This window comes from Arthrobacter humicola (genome assembly GCF_039531445.1).
GTDB lineage: Bacteria > Actinomycetota > Actinomycetes > Actinomycetales > Micrococcaceae > Arthrobacter > Arthrobacter humicola.
On the sequence record NZ_BAAAQB010000030.1, the window covers coordinates 33,630 to 54,580 of the forward strand.

Here is a 20,951-nt window from a genome sequence, read left to right on the forward strand (position 1 = left end):
GTTGTCCAAATAGTGAGACAGGTGCCCGGCTCGTTGACACTTGTCTCACTCAGAGGGAAAACTGAACGCATGATCGAGATCGTTACCGCCGGTGCATCCGTCGTCGTACTTACCAAGCGCGTGGCTGACTAGCCCGACTGGTAACGAACCGTCACGCGCAACCCCTCGAAGAGCCAGTCGGCTGAGGGGTTTTTTTATTTCCCGCAGCACCAGCACCACGCAAGACCCAAGAAGTTCCACGATCACCGAAGATCCACAAAGGAAGAGTCCGATGAGCAAAGGATCGCCGATCAGCCCCTCGCTGATGGCCACAAAGTCCGCTGGAGCCCACAAGGCTCCGGATCGCGTCGAACGTCCGGCTGACGCCGGCGTCGACACTGCTGCCGTCTCTCCTGTCCTCGGACCGAACAACGTCGTACCCCCGACCGTTATGACCGGTTCGCAAGCAATTGTCCGCTCGCTCGAAGAACTCGGCGTCCAGGACATTTTCGGTTTGCCCGGTGGCGCGATCCTGCCCACCTATGACCCCTTGATGGCCTCCAAAATGAACCACGTTCTGGTCCGTCACGAACAGGGAGCCGGCCACGCCGCGCAAGGCTACGCCATGGTCACCGGACGGGTTGGCGTCTGCATCGCCACCTCTGGCCCGGGCGCCACCAACCTCGTCACCGCCATCATGGATGCCCACATGGACTCCGTGCCGATGGTGGCCATCACCGGCCAGGTGTCCAGCGGGGTGATCGGCACCGACGCATTCCAGGAAGCGGACATCGTCGGGATCACCATGCCGATCACGAAGCACTCCTTCCTGGTCACCGACCCCAACGACATCCCGCACGTCATGGCCGAGGCCTTCCACCTGGCCTCCACCGGACGCCCGGGGCCCGTCCTCGTCGATGTCGCCAAGGACGCCCAGCAGGGCCAGATGACGTTCTCCTGGCCGCCCAAGATCGATCTGCCGGGCTACCGGCCGGTGCTGCGCGGCCACAGCAAGCAGGTCCGCGAGGCCGCCCGGCTCATCACCGCCGCGAGCAAGCCCGTGCTCTATGTCGGCGGCGGTGTGGTCAAGGCCCACGCCTCGGCCGAGCTGCGCGAACTGGCCGAGCTGACCGGCGCACCCGTGGTGACCACCCTGATGGCCCGCGGCGTGTTCCCGGACTCGCACCCGCAGCACGTTGGCATGCCGGGCATGCACGGCACCGTTTCCGCCGTGACCGCCCTGCAGCAGTCCGACCTCCTCATCACGCTCGGCGCACGGTTCGATGACCGGGTGACCGGCGTCCTGAAGTCCTTCGCCCCGAACGCCAAGGTCATCCACGCCGACATCGATCCGGCGGAGATCTCCAAGAACCGCACGGCCGACGTCCCGATCGTTGGCTCGGTCAAGGAGATCATTCCGGAACTGAGCGACGCCCTGCGCACGCAGTTCGAAGCCTTCGGCACCCCGGATCTGACCAACTGGTGGGCATTCCTGAACAACCTCAAGGAAACCTACCCGCTCGGCTGGACCGAACCCGAGGACGGCCTCAGCGCCCCGCAACGCGTGATCGAACGCATCGGTGCCCTGACCGGACCCGAGGGTGTCTACGTCGCCGGCGTCGGACAGCACCAGATGTGGGCCTCGCAGTTCATTAAGTACGAACGCCCGCACGCCTGGCTGAACTCCGGCGGCGCCGGCACCATGGGCTACGCCGTACCGGCGGCCATGGGCGCCAAGGTGGGTGAACCCGACCGCGTGGTCTGGGCGATCGACGGCGACGGCTGCTTCCAGATGACCAACCAGGAACTGGCCACCTGCGCGATCAACAAGATCCCGATCAAGGTTGCCATCATCAACAACTCCTCGCTGGGCATGGTCCGGCAGTGGCAGACCCTCTTCTACGAGGGCCGCTACTCCAACACCGACCTCAACACCGGCCATGACACGATCCGCATTCCGGACTTCGTCAAGCTGGCGGACGCCTACGGCTGCGCTGCCTTCCGCTGCGAACGCGACGAGGACATCGACGCCACCATCCAGAAGGCCCTGGAGATCAATGACCGCCCCGTGGTCATCGACTTCGTCGTGAGCCCCAACTCGATGGTGTGGCCGATGGTCCCCTCGGGGGTCAGCAACGACCAGATCCAGGTTGCCCGCAACATGACCCCGGAATGGGAAGAGGAGGACTGAACATGACCCGCCACACATTGTCCGTTCTGGTCGAAGACAAGCCCGGTGTGCTGACCCGCGTCGCCAGCCTCTTCGCCCGCCGGGCCTTCAACATCAATTCCCTGGCCGTCGGCCCCACCGAGGTCCCGGGCATGTCCCGGATGACCGTCGTGGTCGACGCCGACGGCGAGCTGATCGAACAGGTCACTAAGCAGCTGAACAAGCTGGTCAACGTGATCAAGATCGTCGAGCTCACCTCAGAATCTTCCGTACAGCGCGACCACATCCTGGTCAAGGTACGTGCGGATGCCGCAACACGCCTGCAGGTCACCCAGGCTGCAGACCTGTTCCGCGCTTCAGTGGTCGACGTCTCCACAGAGTCGGTGGTCATTGAAGCAACGGGCCACCCCGAGAAGCTCACGGCACTCCTGTCAGTGCTTGAGCCCTTCGGCATCCGCGAAATCGTGCAGTCCGGCACTTTGGCCGTTGGGCGGGGATCCCGCTCCATGAGTGACAGGGCCTTACGCAGCGCATAAGCAAGTAACGGCGCAGGCAACTGCCTGGCCGAGCGTTGCGTCCCAAACCGCAGCACCACAGACAACATCGAAAAACCACTCAAGAGGAGTTACGCAAGTGACTGAAATGTTCTACGACGACGACGCAGACCTGTCGATCATCCAGGGTCGCAAGGTTGCCATTGTCGGCTACGGCTCCCAGGGCCACGCCCACGCGCTGAACCTGCGCGATTCCGGCGTCGAGGTTGCCATCGCGCTCAAGGAAGGCTCGAAGTCCATCGCCAAGGCCGAGGACGCAGGCTTCACGGTCAAGAACGTCGCAGACGCTGCCGAATGGGCCGACGTCATCATGATCCTGGCGCCGGACCAGTACCAGCGCTCGATCTACAACGACTCCATCAAGGACAAGCTGACCCCGGGCAAGGCCCTCGCCTTCGCCCACGGCTTCAACATCCGCTTCGGCTACATCAAGGCACCGGAGGGCGTTGACGTCATCCTGATCGCCCCGAAGGCTCCCGGCCACACCGTGCGCCGCGAGTTCGAAGCCGGCCGCGGCATCCCGGACATCATCGCCGTTGAGCAGGACGCCACCGGTTCCGCCTGGGAGCTGGCCAAGTCCTACGCCAAGGCCATTGGCGGCACCCGCGCCGGCGTCATCAAGACCACCTTCACCGAAGAGACCGAAACGGACCTCTTCGGCGAGCAGGCTGTCCTCTGCGGCGGCGTGTCCCAGTTGGTCCAGTACGGCTTCGAGACCCTGACTGAGGCCGGCTACCAGCCACAGATCGCTTACTTCGAGGTGCTTCACGAGCTCAAGCTCATCGTTGACCTCATGTGGGAAGGCGGCATCGCCAAGCAGCGTTGGAGCGTCTCGGACACCGCAGAGTACGGCGACTACGTCTCCGGCCCGCGCGTCATCACCCCCGAGGTGAAGGAGAACATGAAGGCAGTCCTGAAGGACATCCAAGACGGCGCCTTCGCCAAGCGCTTCATCGACGACCAGGACGCCGGCGCTCCCGAGTTCAAGGCGCTGCGTGCCAAGGCCGAGCAGCACCCGATCGAGGCCGTGGGCCGCGAACTGCGGTCCCTGTTCGCCTGGCAGCAGCAGGACGCGGACTACGTCGAAGGTTCCGCAGCCCGCTAAACCGCGGCCCGCTAAATATTGCCCGGCAGGGGAGCCGGACACCTTTTTCCTGGGGGTCCGGCTTCCCTGCTGTCCAGCACCACCCGTCTCACCAGCACCACCTGATTCACCAAAATCCCCACCAGATACACAAGAGAGCTAAAGAGGTCACCGGTGACTAGCACCAAACCTGTCGTACTCCTCGCTGAGGAACTTTCACCCGCCACAGTCGAGGCCCTCGGCCCGGACTTTGAAATCCGCCAGACTGACGGCTCCGACCGTTCCCAGCTGCTCTCCGCGATCGCCGACGTCGACGCGATCCTGGTCCGCTCCGCCACCCAGGTGGACGCCGAAGCCATCGCCGCCGCCAAGAACCTCAAGGTGATCGCCCGTGCCGGCGTGGGCCTGGACAACGTGGACATCAAGGCCGCCACGCAGGCCGGCGTCATGGTGGTCAACGCGCCGACCTCCAACATCGTCTCCGCCGCCGAACTGACGGTCGGGCACATTCTGAGCCTCGCCCGCCACATTCCGCAGGCCAGCTCCGCGCTCAAGGACGGGGAGTGGAAACGCTCCAAGTACACCGGCATCGAACTCTTCGAAAAGAAGATCGGCATCATCGGCCTCGGCCGGATCGGCGCCCTGGTGGCCGCCCGCCTCAAGGGCTTCGACACCAAGATCCTCGCGTACGACCCCTACATCACCTCCGCCCGGGCCGCCCAGCTCGGCGTCCAGCTGGTGACCCTCGATGAGCTCCTCGCGCAGTCGGACTTCATCACCATCCACATGCCCAAGACTCCGGAGACCGTCGGCATGCTCGGCGCCGACGCCTTCAAGAAGATGAAGAGCACGGCCTACGTCATCAACGTCGCCCGCGGCGGCCTGGTGGACGAGGAAGCCCTCTACACCGCGCTCCAGGCCGGCGACATCGCCGGTGCCGGCGTCGACGTCTTCAACAAGGAGCCCAGCACCGACCTGCCCTTCTTCAAGCTCGACAACGTCGTGGTGACCCCGCACCTGGGCGCCTCCACCGACGAGGCCCAGGAGAAGGCCGGCGTCTCCGTCGCCAAGTCCGTGCGCCTCGCGCTGGCCGGCGAACTGGTCCCGGACGCCGTCAACGTCGCCGGCGGCGTCATCGCCGAAGACGTCCGCCCGGGCATCCCGCTGATCGAAAAGCTCGGCCGGATCTTCACCGCGCTGACCCACGCCTCCCTCACGCAGTTCGACATCGAGGTGGCCGGCGAGATCTCCTCCCTCGACGTCAAGGTCCTGGAACTCGCGGCCCTCAAGGGGATTTTCGCCGACGTCGTGACCGAGCAGGTCTCCTACGTCAACGCCCCGGTGATCGCCGAACAGCGCGGCATCAACGTCCGGCTCATCACGACGCCGGACACCGAGTCCTACCGCAACGTGCTGACCCTGCGCGGTGCCCTCAGCGACGGCAGCCAGATCTCCGTCGCGGGAACCCTCACCGGCCCGAAGCAGGTCCAGAAGCTCGTGGGCGTCAACGGCTACGAGGTGGAGATCCCGATCAGCGAGCACCTCGTGGTGGTGGCCTACTCGGACCGCCCCGGCGTGATCGGCACGATCGGCCACATCCTGGGCATGAACAACATCAACATCGCCGGCATGCAGGTGGCACGCCAGGCAGAAGGCGGCCAGGTGCTCGCCCTTCTGACCATCGACAGCTCCGTTCCCCAGCAGGTCCTTGACGCGATCAAGGCCGGGATCGGCGCTGACATGGTCCGCGAGGTCGACCTCGAGGACTGAAATCCTCCCCGCAGGGCGCCGGCGGCGGCTTGAGAGCCGCCGGCGTCCGTGAGCGGGCGGCCGGTCTGCGTACAATGGCTAGGACCGAATTTCGGGTCTTGGCCGGCAGACCGGCCTTTACTTTTGCACGCCCGGCACGGGACGCCTTCAATTCCGCAGGAAATGAACTGCGGCGTGCGCACGCAATCCAGCTTTCAGGAGCCCAATGAACGCCGTCCAGAGGTTCATCAGAAGCAGAGTGCTTCTGCTGACCGCGTCCATTTTGATCGTGGCCATGTGCCTGTCAGTCCTCGTCCAGGGTCAGTCCCAGGCGGCGCTGAGCAGGACCGTGGACCAAAACTCCCGGGGGCTCTACGACGTCCTGGTCCAGGCCAAGGCCGGTGACAACGGCGGCCTGATGCAGCCGGACATCGCCACCGGGCAGGGCGGCATCAGCTTCGACCAGCTGGACGCGATCCGGAAGCTCTCCGGCACGTCGGTGGCCGCGCCCATCAGCCTGGTCTCCCGCGTCACCCAGAACCTCGAGGCGCCCAGGCTGGACGCCACCGACTACCTCGGCTTCAACGCGGGCCTCGCCGGCACGGCCGGCGACCCGACCGCCACGGACCCGAGCAAATGGCCGGCCGCGGAATCTGTCCTGAGCGACACCCCGAAGAAATACCGCCTCACCGCCAGCGCCGTCAGCTCCGACGGCCACTCCGACCAGACCCTCTTCAAGACCACGGCCGAAGGAACCCTCGGCAAGGCCAAGCTGGTCGAAGAGCAGGTGGCCGGCGGCAAGAACGTCCGCATTCAGGGCCCGGCCGGCGAAACCGGGATCAAATTCCCCACCCCCGCCGGCGGCTCCGAGCACAACCTCTTCAACCTCTCCGTCTCCCTGCCCATGGCGCCGCAGGTGACCGAGTCCGTGGTCGCCGTCGACCCCGTCTCCGAACGCGCCCTGCTCGGCACGGCCGGTGACTTCCTGGCTCCGCTGGAGAAGGCCCCGCCCGCGGATGCCCGCAACGCCGGCGCGATCGGCCGCCACTTCGAGAGCCTCTTCACCAACGGCATCAGCATGGACGAGCTCAAGGAAGGCCCCGACTTCCTCGGCGTCAAGCTCAAGTACTGGGCCCCGCTGATGACCCAGTACCAGCAGGCCAAGCGCGACGGCCAGCTCACCGCCGATTCGCAGGCGATTCCGCTGATCGTGCGCACCGGCACCGCCCTGGACCTGAAGTACTCGGTCAAGATCGAGGAAATCGACGACTCCGGCAACGTCACCAAGGACGTCGGCACCGTGACCCGCTCGCTGGACAAGGACTACCTCCCGTTCGTCTCCAAGTCCCCGTTCGCCCTCGCCTGGCCCGGGTCCAAGGACCTCACCCAGCTCATGGGCGACACCGCAGCCTTCAGCCAGGGCCTCTACGACCCGGCCACCTGGACCACCAACTTCGCCGCGGCCCCCAAGTACAAAGACGGTGAAACCGCCGCCAACGGCGCGGCGAACAAGAGCGCCACGCCCGGCGACTGGGTCACCGTGAACCGGCTCCCGGACAAGGCCGCCAACGGCGCCGCCGTCGACCAGACCCAGCGCGATCCCGTCGACGAGCGCTCCTACCGGGACAACCTCGAGACCGGCAAGAAGCTCGCCACTCCGCTGGCCATGGTCTACGGCACGTTCGACCCTTCGGCGGTCAAGGAAGCTGCCGGCGACGTCAACCGGCTGCCCCTGGGCGGCTACGACCCCGCGCCGTTCACCCTGACGAAGGACGCGGCCGGCAACCAGACCAGCACCGAACTCAAGCCGTCCCTGAGCGCCACAGGCCTGGTCAGCCAGTCCGCTGGCGCCATCACCGACTACTACGGCCTCGCCGCCGCCCGCGGATACGACACTAACGCCAACGTGATCGACGCCGTCCGCGTCCGGGCCAAGGTCCCCGGCAGCTGGAAGCAGGCGCAGCCCGACATCGAGAAGCTCGCCAACGAGATCCGCGACATGGGCCTGGAAGCCACCGTCGTGGCCGGTTCCGCCCGCGAAGACGCCAGCATCGCCGTTCCCGGCTACTCCAAGGACGACGCCGGCAAGGAATCGCCGCTGGGCACCGTACAGCAGTCGTGGGTCCGCCAGAACGCCGCGGACGCCGTCTCCGGCTCCCTGACCACCACGAACCTGACCCTGCTGTTCCTGACCCTGTGCGGTGCCGCCCTGCTAACGGGTGCCTCCACCGTCAGCTACGTCCGCAAACGGCGCAGCGAGGCCGGTACCCTGCGTGCCATGGGCTGGACGCAGCGCAGGATCCGTTCCTGGGTGCTGGCCGAATTCGGCGTCGGCGCGGGCCTGCTGGCCGTCGTCGGGATCGCCCTCAGCCTGATCACCTGGAGTGCGGCCACCGCGATCGTCTCGGCCTCGGTCCTGGCGTTGTACGTGGGCGCAGCCTTCTTCGCCGCGCAGCAGCTGCGCCACCGCGAGGAAGTGGACCAGGAACCGCAGCACGATGAGCGGCTCATGGCGATTGATTCCCCGCTGACCTTCGCCAACCGGCAGCTGAGCACCAACAAGTTCAACACCATCGCGCTGGCTGTTGCCGTCGGTGTTTTCGCCGCCGCCGTAGGCGGACTGGTCGCCCTGCTGATCGACATTCCCCGGGCCGCCGGCGCCAGTGCGCTGGGCGGGCTGGCCGCGGCCAGCATCGCGCTCCCAAGCATCATCCTGGCCTTGTCCGGCGTGGCCGTCGGCCTGGTCCTGACCATGGTCACCGGGCGGTTCGAACTGCAGGCCAAGCGCCAGTACCTCGGCACTCTGCGGGCCATGGGCTGGAACCCGGACATGCTGGGCCAGGTCCGTTTCTTCGAAAATGCCATGGTGGGAACCGTCGCGTTGCCGCTGGGTATTGTGGGCGCCCTCGGCATCGGCCTCCTCCTCGCCCCCTATGCCGCACTGTGGGCCGCTCTCGCCGGCCTCGTGGCTGTACTTTGCTGGATTCCGATTGCAACGAAAGTGGTCCAATGACTAACGAGCTGAACCTCGACCGGGAGGCACACGACCGGATGACCGCCAGCACCCGTCGCGGTGCGCACAAGACCCGCGCCAACACGATCGTGAAGGCCACGGACCACGCCACCCCGCTGGAACTGAGCAACATCACCATCCACTACGGCGGCGGCAAGGGCGGTGCCGAGCCCGTCAACGTCGTGGACGACTTCAACATGACGCTGCACGCCGGCGAGATGCACTGCGTCGCCGGCCGCTCCGGCTCCGGCAAGACCAGCATCCTGACCGTCGGCGCGGGCCTGACCCTGCCGACGTCGGGCCGGGTGTTCTGGGAAGGCGACTCGCTCGAGACCATGGGCGACGACGAGATCGCCGACCGCCGCCGGGCCCTGATCGGCTATGTCGACCAGGGCGGCGCCCTGATCGACGGGATGAGCGCACTCGAAAACGTCCTGCTGCCGGCCGTGCCGGATGGCGAGGTGGAGAAGCGCCGTGACATGGCCAAGGACCTCCTGGACCTCGTGGGCCTGGGCCGGCGCATGCGCCACCGCCCGGCGCAGCTCTCCGGCGGTGAGCGCCAGCGCGTGGCGATCGCCCGCGCCCTCATCCTCGGCACCCGGGTCCTGGTGGTCGACGAGCCGACGGCCAGCCTGGACCGTGCCGCGGCTAACCGCATCATCAGCATCCTCAAGGACACGACGTCGGACGGCATTGCCGTGCTGGTGGCTTCACATGACCACGAACTGGTCCGCCAGAGCGATACCCTGACCGAACTGATCTAGATTTAGACCGTGACTTCTTCTGAAAAACCCCCGTTCTACATCACCACGGCCATCACGTACCCCAACGGGGTGCCGCATATCGGCCACGCGTACGAGTACATCGCCACCGATGCGATGGCCCGCTTCAAGCGACTGGACGGGTTCGACGTCTTCTTCCTGACCGGAACGGACGAGCACGGCATGAAGATCGCCCAGGCCGCCGAGAAGGAAGGCGTCACGCCCAAGGAGTTGGTGGACCGGAACGCCGAGATCTACAAGGCGGCCCACGCCGCCCTGGGGATCTCCTACGACCGCTTCATCCGCACCACCGACGCCGACCACTACGCGGCATCGCAGGCCATCTGGAAGAAGATGGAAGCCAACGGGGACATCTACCTGTCCAAGTACGAAGGCTGGTACTCGGTCCGCGACGAGGCCTACTACGGCGAGGACGAGACCGTTCTCAAAGATGACGGACTCCGCTACTCCCGCGAAACCGATACCGCTGTGACGTGGACGGCCGAGGAGAGCTACTTCTTCCGGCTCTCGGCCTACCAGGATAAGCTGCTGGCGCTCTACGAGGCGCACCCGGAATTCGGCGCCCCGCAGTCACGGTTCAACGAGGTCATCAGCTTCGTCAAGCGCGGCCTGGAGGACCTGTCCATCAGCCGCACGACGTTCGACTGGGGCGTCCCGGTGCCCGGCAACGACAACCACGTCATGTACGTGTGGGTCGACGCCCTCACCAACTACCTCACCGGCGTCGGCTACCCCGACACCGAATCGGAATCCTTCAAGAAGTACTGGCCGGCCGATGTCCACGTGATCGGCAAGGACATTTCCCGGTTCCACGCCATCTACTGGCCGGCCTTCCTTATGAGCGCCGGGCTGGAGCTGCCCAAGCGCATCATGATCCACGGCTTCCTGCACAACAACGGGGTCAAGATGTCCAAGTCCCTCGGCAACGTGGTGGCGCCGGCGGACTTCGTCGCGCAGTACGGGCTGGACCAGGTGCGGTTCTTCTTCCTGCGCGAGGTCCCGTTCGGGGCGGACGGCAACTACAACCACGAGGCCATCGTGGGCCGGATGAACTCGGACCTGGCCAACAACTTCGGCAACCTGGCCCAGCGGTCGCTGTCCATGGTGGCCAAGAACTGCGAGGGCCGCGTGCCGGTGCCGGGCGCCTTCTCCGCCGACGACACCGCGCTGCTGGACCAGGCCCACGCCCTGCTGGACACCGTCCGGGCCGCCTTCGAGAAGCAGGAGTTCAGCCGCGCGCTGGAAGCCATCTGGGCTGTCCTGGGCGACACGAACGCCTACTTCGCCGAACAGGCGCCGTGGGTGCTGCGCAAGACCGACGTCGAGCGCATGAACACGGTCCTGTACGTGACGCTTGAGGTGCTGCGGATCGTGTCCATCCTGGCCCAGCCGGTCATGCCGACGGCGACGGCGGCCATCCTGGACACGCTCGGCCAGCCCGAGGGCGAGGCGCGCCAGTTCGCGGCCCTCGGCACGCCGATCGCCGCCGGCACCCAGCTGCCCGCTCCGGCCCCGGTGTTCCCGAAGTACGAGGAACCCGCAGACGCCTGAGCCTGCACACCTCCGGACGCTCCCGCAGACTTGCGGCGTTTCGGGTGACGCTCCCGCCCCTCCGCCTTGGAGGAGCGGGAGCGTTTCGCTTTTTCCTGCAGGACGTGAGGGTGCGTCGGCGGGGGGTGTTTGAATAGTGAGACAACTTGACCAGAATGTGGATCCCTTGGCTACCCTGAAAATATGAGCGCATCCACGATTGATCTGGCAGTCATCCCGGGCGACGGCATCGGCCCCGAGGTCACCGCCGAAGCCCTGAAGGTTCTCGAGAAGGCCGCGGCCGCCGAGGGGATCGTGCTCCGGCAGACCCACTACAAGCTGGGCGCGGAGCACTGGCTGGAGACGGGGGAGACCCTGCCCGCAGCCACCCTCGAGGACCTCCGCACCCGCGACGCCATCCTGTTCGGTGCCGTCGGGGCAGCCCCCGGCGACACCCGGATCCCCTCCGGCATCATCGAGCGCGAGCTCCTGCTGAAGCTGCGTTTCAGCCTGGACCACTTCGTCAACCTGCGGCCCTCCCGCCTCTACGCCGGCGTCGGCAGCCCGCTCGCCAACCCCGGCGAGATCGACTTCATCGTGGTCCGCGAAGGCACCGAGGGCCCCTACGTGGGCAACGGCGGCACGCTGCGCGCCGGCACGCCGCACGAGGTCGCCACCGAGGTCTCGCTGAACACTGCCCACGGCGTGGAGCGCGTGGTCCGCGACGCCTTCCGCCGGGCCAACGACCGTCCCCGCAAGAAGCTCACCCTGGTGCACAAGCACAACGTCCTGGTCTTCGCCGGCCAGCTCTGGAAGCGCACGGTCGAGGCCGTGGCCCAGGAGTTCCCCGAGGTCACCCACGACTATCTCCATGTCGACGCCGCCACGATCTTCATGGTCACCGATCCGGCCCGCTTCGACGTGATCGTCACCGACAACCTGTTCGGAGACATCATCACCGACCTCGCGGCAGCCGTGACCGGCGGGATCGGCCTGGCAGCCTCCGGCAACATCAACATGGACCGCACCGCGCCGTCGATGTTCGAACCGGTCCACGGCTCCGCCCCGGACATCGCCGGCCAGCAGAAAGCCGACCCCACCGCCGCGATCCTCTCCGCCGCGCTTCTGCTCGACCACCTCGGGTTCGCCGGCGCCGCCCGGAAGATCGAGGCGGCCGTCACCGCCGACGTTGAGGCCCGCGACGGCGCCGTCCGCACCACCAGCGAGGTGGGCGACGCCATCGCGGCGGCGCTGTAGCCCCCCGGCCGCACTCGCTGCACTGCAGGCAGCGCAGAACCGGTACTGCCAACGGGCGTAAGCTAGTTTCGAATCACCAAAATGCTGCCGTGGTCCGACGGTGAACCACGTTCCCACACCAGGCAGCCGATCGTGGAGGAACCATGACTCAGACTGCCCATGGCGTCGAATTCACCCAGCACCTGTCGGAGAACCCGAAGTCTGCTGAAGAGCGTGCAGCCATCCTGGCGAACCCGGGATTTGGCGACTATTTCACCGACCACACCGCGGTTGTCGACTACAGCGTTGACGCCGAGGGCAACGGCGGCTGGCATGACGCACGAATTGAGCCCTACGGTCCCATTTCCCTGGACCCCTCCGCCGCGGTGCTGCACTACGGCCAGGAGATCTTCGAGGGACTCAAGGCCTACCGGCACGCTGACGGCTCGATCTGGACGTTCCGCCCCGAGGCCAACGCCGCCCGCCTGAACAAGTCCGCCCGGCGCCTGGCGCTCCCGGAGCTGCCGGAGGAGTACTTCCTCGGCGCCATCCGCGAACTCGTCGCGGCGGACAAGGACTGGGTCCCGTCCGGCGACGGCGAGGCCCTGTACCTGCGGCCGTTCATGATCGCCACGGAGGCCTTCCTGGGCGTCCGGGCAGCGCGCGAGGTCTCCTTCCGCGTGATCGCCTCCCCGGCCGGCAACTACTTCGGCGGCGAGCTCAAACCCGTCTCCATCTGGATCTCGCGTGAATACGCCCGCGCCGGCCGCGGCGGAACGGGCGCCGCCAAGTGCGGCGGCAACTACGCCGCCTCGCTGATCGCCCAACAGGAAGCCGAGGCCCACGGCTGCAAGCAGGTCCTCTTCCTGGACCAGTTCAATGACAACGCGGTCGAGGAACTCGGCGGCATGAACGTCTTCTTCGTCATGAAGGACGGCTCGCTCGTCACCCCCGCGCTGTCCGGCACCATCCTGGAGGGCGTGACGCGGTCCTCCGTGATCCAGGTGGCCCGGGACATGGGCCGCGAAGTCACCGAACGCAAGATCACCCTGGATGAGTGGCGCGACGGCGTTGCCTCCGGCGAGATCGCCGAGGTCTTCGCCTGCGGCACCGCCGCCGTCATCACCCCCATCGGCGTGCTCAAGGATGCCACCGAGTTCATCGGCTCCGAAGACGCAAAGGCGGGGGAGACCACCATGGCCATCCGCGCCCAGCTGCTCGGCATCCAGACCGGCACCGTGGAGGACACTCACGGCTGGCTGACCCGCCTCGCCTAGGTACAAAATCCAGGCGCAGCATGTAGGACACACATTGTGACTCTCGACGGCGGCCCGCACCTTGCGGTGGGGGCCGCCGTCGGCGTCTGAGATTTTGGTGAAAAATGCGCTGAAGTACGGCGTAACCTGTCCAATCGGCCCTGTTCGAGGCTGGAGCCGCGGGTGCACAATGAGCAGATGACCGGGCTTATCCAGGTTCTGGGCGTGGTCTTCGGGGGCCTGCTGATCGTCGTCGGTGTAGCCGAGTCGTTCTTCATCCGCGACCAGCGTCTGGAGCGGCTATTCGTCGCCGACCCGGACGACGTTGAGACCGTCCGGCTCCGGACCCTCAACCTGGGGATCTACAACGTAATCTGGGGAATAGGCGCCATTGTGGGAGCGGTCATGCTCGGCGGAGCTGACTCGGACGAGGGGCGCACCCTCTTGCTCTTCACCTGCGTGGCGCACGTGATCCTGGGGACCGACCTGCTCCTTTCCGAGCGGCGGCTTTGGGGAAGTGCCCTCGCAGAAGCGGGTCCGCCGCTCATCATCACCATCCTGCTGCTCGTCTAGATCATTCTCGCGCTCCGGCAGGGGCCTATGATGGCTGCATTCAGTTCGCTCGCCGGCGCCATGGGGGATGTCAATGTTGATCGGATCCAAGAACTTCAGCCGACGTAGGTTTCTTCAGGCCAGTGCGATGACGGCCGCGTCCGCGGCCGTGGCCGTGGGTGCCGGGGACGGATCCACCGCGGCTATCACCGCGGCGGTTCCAGGCCAGGCATACCCGTTCACGCCCAATGGCGCGCTTCTGGACGCGTTCGCGGCCCGGCGTGGGGGACCTATCGGCACCGGAGGCAAGGTTGCCGTGGCCTTCCGCTGTGATCACCATCTCAACCGGTTTCAGTCCAAACTCCTTCCACTGCACCGGCAGTACGGTATTCCCGTCACGGTCGCCGCCATGTCCCAGATGTTCGACCTTGAACATGGCCCGAACGGCAGTGCAAACCTCTCCTTCCCAATCCTGCAGAAGCTGGCCCTGGAAAACGGGCTGGAAGTCGCCAACCATAGTTCTACTCACACGGACGCACCTACCGCGCAGAGGTTGAGGGAAGAAATTGTCTACTCGCGCACTGCCCTGGCCAAAGCGTTGCCCAAGTTGCCGATTGAACTTTTCATTCCTCCGGGCGTGGGTGGTACACGCTACCAAGGCTTTGCCGGCGGAAGGAGTACGGCCTCGTTCCAGAAATATCTGGCCGGACGGCTGATTATTCAGGAACATGCCCTGTCGACAGGTTATGTCCCCGGTTACTGGCCGATGACGGGGAACCCATTGGACAGCATGGGCAACGTCCACATCGGCATCGAGAACGCCGACTATGCCCGGCGCGGGCCTTCCTTTGTTCATGCGGCGGCCCAACAGGGGCGAGGCGTGTGCTTCATGTACCACCCCAGCCTCATGGACGATGCGGACCTCCTTGCCGTTGAGGATCTCTTTGCCTGGTGTGCCCGCGAACGCGATCAGCGGCGAATGGAAATACTGACAACGTCAGGATTGATGATGTCCAGTTTCAATTCCTTCTCGCGCCACAATCTCCTTTCCCGGACGGCGAGCTTTAAGGCCGGGTGGAACGGCTGGAACGGAGCAGCCGCAAAGTGGGCACTCCGCAGCGAGTCAGGAACTACGTACGCCCGCCGGGGTGCCGGATCCGCGCCTCTTTACAAAGATGTTTCGACCGGGCTCTATGCCGGCTCTGCCAGGCAACTGCTCATTTCGATGCGCTCAACAACCGGAATACGCGCGAAGATCGAAATACTCGATCCCATGGCCCCGGGACAATTCAACGTTGAGAAGATCGTTACCTTGGTCCCGTCGACCGGATTCAAACCCGTTCATCAGTACGTGGTGCTGCCACTTGTAGGCAGCCCCACGGTTCGAGTCCGCATGTCGCCCCTAACCGGCGGCGAGCTGCACTTGCAGGAGCCGCGATTGCTGGCCGCATAGTTGCACGGCCTCGTCGTGTTGCCGCATGCTGTCCTCTGCAGTGCAAGGATGGGACAGTGACCTCCGAGACCTCCGCCGGCATTGTCCGCAGCAGCGAGCTGACCCGGTTCCGGCTCGCCCCGAACCCCGGGCCCATGAGCCTGGCCGGAACCAACTCCTATCTCATCGGCGCCCCGGCGGCGGCCAGCGTCGCCGTCGACCCCGGGCCCCTCGACGAACCGCACCTGCAGGCGCTGGCGGGGGAGGGCAGGATCGAACTCATCCTGATCACGCACCGGCACGCGGACCACACCGCGGCCGCCGCGAGATTCTCGGCATTGACGGGGGCGCCGGTACGGGCCGCGGATCCCGCCCACTGCCACGGCGCGCCGCCGTTGCAGGACGGCGAAACCCTCCATGCCGCGGGGGTCGAAATCAGGGTCCTGGCGACGCCGGGCCACACCTCGGATTCACTGTGCTTCCACCTGCCGCAGGACGGCCCGCACGGCTCTGTACTGACCGGGGACACGATTCTGGGTTCCGGAACCGCCATGCTGGACTTCCCCGACGGCACCCTCCGCGACTACCTCGAGTCGCTGGACAAGCTGGAACGCCTCGGCCCCGCCACGGTGCTGCCGGCCCACGGCCCGGTGCTGCCGGCGCTCGACGGCGTCGCCCGCGCCTACCGGGACCACCGGCAGGGCCGGCTCGCGCAGGTCCGGGCGGCCCTCGAGGCACTGGGCGCCGACGCCGGCGTCGGCGCCGTCACGGACGCTGTGTACGCCGACGTCGATCCTTCCGTCCGCCGCGCTGCGGAGCTCTCCGTCGCGGCACAGCTGGACTACCTGCGTGCCGCCGGCGGCGGGCTAGAGCCGGTCACGGGACCGGCATGGCCATGACAACCACGTTCTTACCCCGGATGTCTTCGGTATAGCAGCTGATGAGCACCAACCGCCCGGACACCTTGTTCCACCCGTCGCTGGTGCGGAGCGTGTCCTTGTCATGGGTGGTGACGCTTTGGACCTTGTATTTGACGGTGCCGGTCATCGTGCGGACGCTCAGCTCGTCCCCGATGGCGGACCTGCTGCTGAGCCGGTTGAAAGGGGCCTCGGCGGTCTGCCAGCTATGTCCGACGATGTATGTGGTGTTGAGTGAGCCGGAGCCGGGCTGTCCGTAGGCGGTGAGCCAGTAGGCGTCCATGGTCATCGGCGGGACGAGGGAGCCGGCAGCCAATTCCTCGGCGCTTGGCGTCAGCGGCAGCACGGAGACATCAATGCCGGCGCCCGGATAGCTGATGCGCTGGGGAGGGGAGGCCGGGGGTAGCGCCGAGTTGGTGCCTCCGTCGACGACTTCCGGAGCAAGATTGGCCGGTACGGAGGGCGAACCGGGGGTCGAGGAGGTCACGGCGGCAGTTGAGTGCGGACCCTGGGGATCGCCGGGAGTACAGCCCAGCATCACTACCGACAGTCCGCTGAGTGCCGCAAGAAGGGCTAGAGCCGTCGCTCCGGACCGGGCCCGCGTAAAGGCTGCCCTCCAGCACCACGATTGACTGTTGACCGGCAACGGCCCCTTCTGAGCAAAACCCGCCGGCTCATTCAGCACCATTGGTCATCCGTGCACGGAGGCGGCCCCTTCGCACTCCAAAAGACGTGACCGCAAGGACCATGAGGCCTCCCAACGACCATGCGGCTATTGCCATCCCGTCCTGATCCCGGGGGCCAGCAGGAACCTGCGCTGCAGAGACCGTGACAACTCCAGTCTGGATGTTGAGCCCCGGATTGGTTGCTGTCACGGCAGCGGGCTTCTGCTCTGGATTCGAGGACGGAACCCCAACTGCCGCCGGTCGAGACACCGTAGCCGGCGCCAGAGCCACCACCGGCCTGGCCACAGCCCCCAGTGCCGGTGGGGCGGCCCCAGGGGTTGCCGCGCAGGCCTCGAGGGAAATATGTAAGAGCCGCGCGATGGACGCGGGGTCCGGGCGCGTAGTCGTTTGGGCGTGCAGCGCCGTGGCAGTCGTGCGGGCTGCAGCCAGAACCGCATCCGCTGCAGCAATGCCGTCCGGGTTGCGGGCCGTCAGGAGGGCGTTCTTTGCTTGGGCGGCGGCATCAGCTGCGGCCTGGGCGTTATCGTTGGCAGCGCGGACCGACTCATCGGCCTGCATTAGGTGCTCGTCCATCTCCCACGACAGCTGCTGTGCGTCGTTCAGCCTGTTGCGGGCGTCTGCCAACTGGGCGTCACCCTGGGCCTTCACCCCTTCCAGCGCCAGTGTTGCCTCACCCAGTTGCGCCTCAGCCGCTTCCAGCAGATTTTGTTTTGCCAGCAGCGCGGCCTGGGCGGCGTTGATGTCCGGCTGGTCGTGAGACGCTCTGGCGGCCTCCAGTGACGCTTGAGCGGCGGTAACATTGACAGCCGCATCGGACCGTGCGGCAGTCGCCGCGCTAAGTTGCGTCCGGGCCTGGTTCTCGGTCGCGTCATTCAGCTGAGGCAGCCCATCAAGTTCGGTCTGGATCCTGTCGACGGCGTCGGCCGCCCACCTGGCAATCGTAAGGGCGCGTTGCACGTTCCCTTTTGCCGCTTCCAGTCCGCCTTCCGTCTTGGCCGCGGCCGCTGCGGCGGCGTCGAGGTCCGCCTGCGCTTGGACGGTGTCGGCAACGGCGGCCGCGGCCAAGGCATCGCGGACCTGCTGTGCTTGGACAGCTGCCCGACTTGCCGCCTTGACTTGGCGGGCAAGTGAGTCCGCGTCAGTGGCCTTAGACAGAGCGGTCCGGTAGCTTGCCTGCGCTGCCGAGCATGTCGCCGGCTCCGCGGCAGAGGCCGGCGGAGAAAGAAGAATAAGTCCTCCCGAGGCGATCAGAGCGGTTGATGCGGTGGCTCCTATTTTCATGCCGAAGCCTTTAGAGCGCGCTGTCGAAGTATCAATGCTTAACATGTTTCCCCCAATTGAACAGATGTAGACGTCTCGTGCGTCGCGTCAGACTAACACCGGGACCGCAAGAGGCACGACATATGCCGTCCGGTGCACCTGCCGGGGACGGTACGCTTGGAACCATGCGTATCGCCCGGTTTGTAGTTGATTCTGATCCCCTCTACGGCATCGTGGAAGGCGAGCCCGGCAGTGAGGAAGTCACTGTCATCAAGGGCGACCCCTTCTTCCACGGCGTGGAACGAACCCCCATGAAGCACAAGCTGGAAGACGTCCGCCTCCTGGCGCCGATCATTCCGCGCAGCAAGGTCATCGGCGTGGGCCGCAACTTCGCGGAACATGCCCGTGAGCTGGGCAACGAGGTCCCGCAGCAGCCCCTGCTGTTCCTCAAGCCCAACACCTCCGTGATCGGGCCCAACGATCCCATTGTGCTGCCGGAGTTCTCCGAGGACGTGTCCTTCGAGGCCGAGCTGTGCGTCGTGATCGGCCGGATCTGCAAGGACGTACCCGAGGACCGGGTGGACGATGTGATCTTCGGCTACACCTGCGGCAACGACCTCACCGCGCGCGACGTCCAGAAGACGGACCTGCAGTGGGCCAGGGCCAAGGGCTTCGACACCTCGGCGCCGCTGGGACCGTGGATCGAGACCGAACTCGACACCGAGGACCTGCAGATCCAGGGCCGGCTCAACGGCGAACTGCGCCAGGACGGCAGCACCAACCAGATGATCCGCGGCGTCCGGGAACTCGTCTCCATCGTCTCGCAGGCCTTCACCCTCCTGCCCGGCGACGTCATCATGACAGGCACCCCGGCCGGCGTCGGCGCGGTGCAGGCCGGGGACCGTTTTGAGGTCGAGATCGAGGGCATCGGACGCCTCTCCAACCCGGTGGTGCGCCGCTAAGGGTTTTTCGCGCCGATTTCGGACAGCCGCACCGTGGATCCACGGTGCGGCTGTCCGTTTTCGTAGCGGTATTCCGGACAAGCGGCGGTGGTAGAGATTGGTAATGTTGGTACCACTATGACTACTGCTTCCGCGTCCGACGCCGTCTCCAGCTCCGCCCCGCTTGCTGCCTCCACCGGTGAAGTCACCACTGACACCCCGGTCCGTGTCCGGTTCTGCCCGTCACCCACGGGCACCCCGCACGTAGGCCTGATCCGCACCGCCCTCTTCAACTGGGCCCACGCCCGGCACACCAAGGGCACGTTCGTGTTCCGGATCGAGGACACGGACGCGGCGCGCGACTCGGAGGAGAGCTACCAGCAGCTGCTGGAGGCCCTCAAATGGCTCGGCATCACCTGGGAAGAAGGCGTGGAAGTCGGCGGCCCGCACGAGCCCTACCGCCAGTCACAGCGGCTGGACCTGTACAAGGACGTCGTAGCCAAGCTTATCGACGCCGGCTACGCCTACGAGTGCTACTCCTCACCGGAGGAAGTCGAAGCCCGCCACCGTGCCGCCGGCCGCGACCCCAAGCTCGGCTACGACAACTTTGACCGCGAACTCACCGACGAGCAGCTCGCCGCGTTCAAGGCCGAGGGCCGCCAGCCCGTGCTGCGCGTCCGCATGCCCGATGAAGACGTCACCTTCAACGACATGGTCCGCGGCGAGATCACGTTCAGGGCCGGCAGCATCCCGGACTACGTCATTGTCCGCGCCGACGGCTCCCCGCTCTACACGCTGGTCAACCCCGTGGACGACGCGCTCATGGGCATCACCCACGTGCTCCGCGGCGAGGACCTGCTCTCCTCCACGCCCCGCCAGGTGGTGCTGATCAAGGCGCTGATGGACATCGGCGTCGCAAGCTACATGCCGGTCTTCGCCCACCTGCCGTACGTCATGGGCGAGGGCAACAAGAAGCTCTCCAAGCGCGACCCGCAGTCCAACCTGTTCCTGCTCCGGGACCGCGGCTTCATCCCCGAGGGCCTGCTGAACTACCTCTCCCTGCTCGGCTGGAGTCTCTCCGCCGACGAGGACATCTTCACCGTGGACCAGCTGATCGAGAACTTCGACGTCAACGACGTCCTGGCCAACCCGGCCCGCTTCGACATCAAGAAGGCCGAAGCCATCAACGGCACCCACATCCGCATGCTTGACCCGGAGGACTTCCGGGGCCGGCTGGTGCCCTACCTGCAGGCCGCCGGATTCGTGGGGGAGACCCTCACCGCCCGCGAGGAGGAAGTCCTGGCCGAGGCCGCGCCGCTGATCCAGGAACGCATCTCGCTGCTGGGCGAAGCGCCGGAGATGATCGCGTTCCTGTTCAAGGCCGACGACGCGATCGACGTCGCCGACGACGCCCGCAAGGGCCTGCCGGAAAACCTCACCGAGGTCCTCGACGCCGCCCTGGCGGCGCTGGAACCCGTTGCCGACTGGTCGGCCGAGAACATCCAGACAGCCCTGAAGGAGGCCCTCGTGGAAGGCCTCGGCGTCAAACCGCGCCTGGCTTTCGGGCCCGTCCGCACGGCCGTCTCCGGCCGCCGGATCTCCCCGCCGTTGTTTGAATCCATGGTCATCCTGGGCAAGGACTCCTCCCTGGCCCGCCTGCGCGCCTTCCGCGGCTGACGCCACCGGAGGCTTCGGTCAACGGATGTCCATGACTGCCAAGACGGGTCGAAAGGCGCTCTTGTGAACAGCTTCACATGGGTGGCCGACGGTAAAATCATATGGTGGTTGTAACGCTCTGATTGATGGAGCG

The 20,951-nt window shown here is 66.1% G+C and carries 16 protein-coding genes; 14 read left to right on the plus strand and 2 right to left on the minus strand.

Annotation, left to right across the window (positions count from 1 at the left end; genetic code table 11):
- The first annotated feature begins 271 nt into the window (after positions 1-271).
- The 12 genes from ABD243_RS11015 to ABD243_RS11070 all read left to right on the plus strand — a co-directional run bounded on the left by ABD243_RS11015 (position 272) and on the right by ABD243_RS11070 (position 16,236).
- The gene (locus tag ABD243_RS11015) at positions 272-2,170 is read left to right on the plus strand and encodes an acetolactate synthase large subunit (protein ID WP_344365399.1); all 1,899 of its coding nucleotides are present in this window, start codon (positions 272-274) and stop codon (positions 2,168-2,170) included.
- Positions 2,171-2,172: 2 nt separating this feature from the next.
- Positions 2,173-2,685, plus strand: coding sequence for an acetolactate synthase small subunit (gene ilvN / locus ABD243_RS11020; protein ID WP_018773531.1), 513 nt, complete (start codon positions 2,173-2,175; stop codon positions 2,683-2,685).
- A gap of 97 nt (positions 2,686-2,782) precedes the next feature.
- Positions 2,783-3,808 (plus strand): ketol-acid reductoisomerase, encoded by a 1,026-nt coding sequence (gene ilvC, locus ABD243_RS11025; RefSeq protein WP_091253334.1) that lies wholly within the window; start codon positions 2,783-2,785, stop codon positions 3,806-3,808.
- Positions 3,809-3,961: 153 nt separating this feature from the next.
- Positions 3,962-5,557 (plus strand): phosphoglycerate dehydrogenase, encoded by a 1,596-nt coding sequence (serA, locus tag ABD243_RS11030; protein ID WP_344365405.1) that lies wholly within the window; start codon positions 3,962-3,964, stop codon positions 5,555-5,557.
- 205 nt (positions 5,558-5,762) lie between these two features.
- Entirely contained in the window at positions 5,763-8,549 is a 2,787-nt protein-coding gene (locus tag ABD243_RS11035; RefSeq protein ID WP_344365408.1) for an ABC transporter permease, read from the plus strand.
- Complete coding sequence (locus ABD243_RS11040; RefSeq protein ID WP_371129565.1) at positions 8,546-9,313, plus strand: ABC transporter ATP-binding protein; 768 nt, start codon at positions 8,546-8,548, stop codon at positions 9,311-9,313. Before ABD243_RS11035 ends, ABD243_RS11040 begins: the two co-directional genes overlap by 4 nt.
- A 9-nt stretch (positions 9,314-9,322) precedes the next feature.
- On the plus strand, positions 9,323-10,882 hold the full coding sequence (gene metG / locus ABD243_RS11045; protein ID WP_344365410.1) for a methionine--tRNA ligase: 1,560 nt from the start codon (positions 9,323-9,325) through the stop codon (positions 10,880-10,882).
- 183 nt (positions 10,883-11,065) lie between these two features.
- Positions 11,066-12,118, plus strand: a complete 1,053-nt coding sequence (locus ABD243_RS11050; RefSeq protein ID WP_344365412.1) for a 3-isopropylmalate dehydrogenase — start codon at positions 11,066-11,068, stop codon at positions 12,116-12,118.
- 143 nt (positions 12,119-12,261) lie between these two features.
- Positions 12,262-13,374, plus strand: a complete 1,113-nt coding sequence (locus ABD243_RS11055) for a branched-chain amino acid aminotransferase (protein ID WP_344365414.1) — start codon at positions 12,262-12,264, stop codon at positions 13,372-13,374.
- A 177-nt stretch (positions 13,375-13,551) separates the two neighbouring features.
- Entirely contained in the window at positions 13,552-13,926 is a 375-nt protein-coding gene (locus ABD243_RS11060; RefSeq protein WP_344365417.1) for a DUF1304 family protein, read from the plus strand.
- Between the two features lie 73 nt (positions 13,927-13,999).
- Positions 14,000-15,358 (plus strand): polysaccharide deacetylase family protein, encoded by a 1,359-nt coding sequence (locus ABD243_RS11065; protein ID WP_344365420.1) that lies wholly within the window; start codon positions 14,000-14,002, stop codon positions 15,356-15,358.
- 56 nt (positions 15,359-15,414) lie between these two features.
- Entirely contained in the window at positions 15,415-16,236 is an 822-nt protein-coding gene (locus ABD243_RS11070; RefSeq protein WP_344365422.1) for an MBL fold metallo-hydrolase, read from the plus strand.
- Here the strand turns inward: ABD243_RS11070 and ABD243_RS11075 are convergent.
- Together ABD243_RS11075 and ABD243_RS11080 are read right to left on the minus strand one after the other, a co-directional pair.
- Positions 16,214-16,741 carry a class F sortase gene (locus tag ABD243_RS11075; RefSeq protein WP_344365424.1) on the minus strand — a complete coding sequence of 176 codons (528 nt, stop codon included), beginning with the start codon at positions 16,739-16,741 and terminating at the stop codon, positions 16,214-16,216. The genes ABD243_RS11070 and ABD243_RS11075 overlap by 23 nt on opposite strands.
- Positions 16,742-16,928: 187 nt before the next feature.
- Positions 16,929-18,221, minus strand: a complete 1,293-nt coding sequence (locus ABD243_RS11080; protein WP_344365427.1) for a hypothetical protein — start codon at positions 18,219-18,221, stop codon at positions 16,929-16,931.
- A 164-nt stretch (positions 18,222-18,385) separates the two neighbouring features.
- Between ABD243_RS11080 and ABD243_RS11085 the strand changes: the two genes are divergently transcribed.
- Entirely contained in the window at positions 18,386-19,162 is a 777-nt protein-coding gene (locus tag ABD243_RS11085; RefSeq protein WP_116766554.1) for a fumarylacetoacetate hydrolase family protein, read from the plus strand.
- A gap of 117 nt (positions 19,163-19,279) precedes the next feature.
- The gene (gene gltX, locus ABD243_RS11090) at positions 19,280-20,818 is read left to right on the plus strand and encodes a glutamate--tRNA ligase (RefSeq protein WP_344365429.1); all 1,539 of its coding nucleotides are present in this window, start codon (positions 19,280-19,282) and stop codon (positions 20,816-20,818) included.
- The last annotated feature ends 133 nt before the right edge of the window (positions 20,819-20,951 follow it).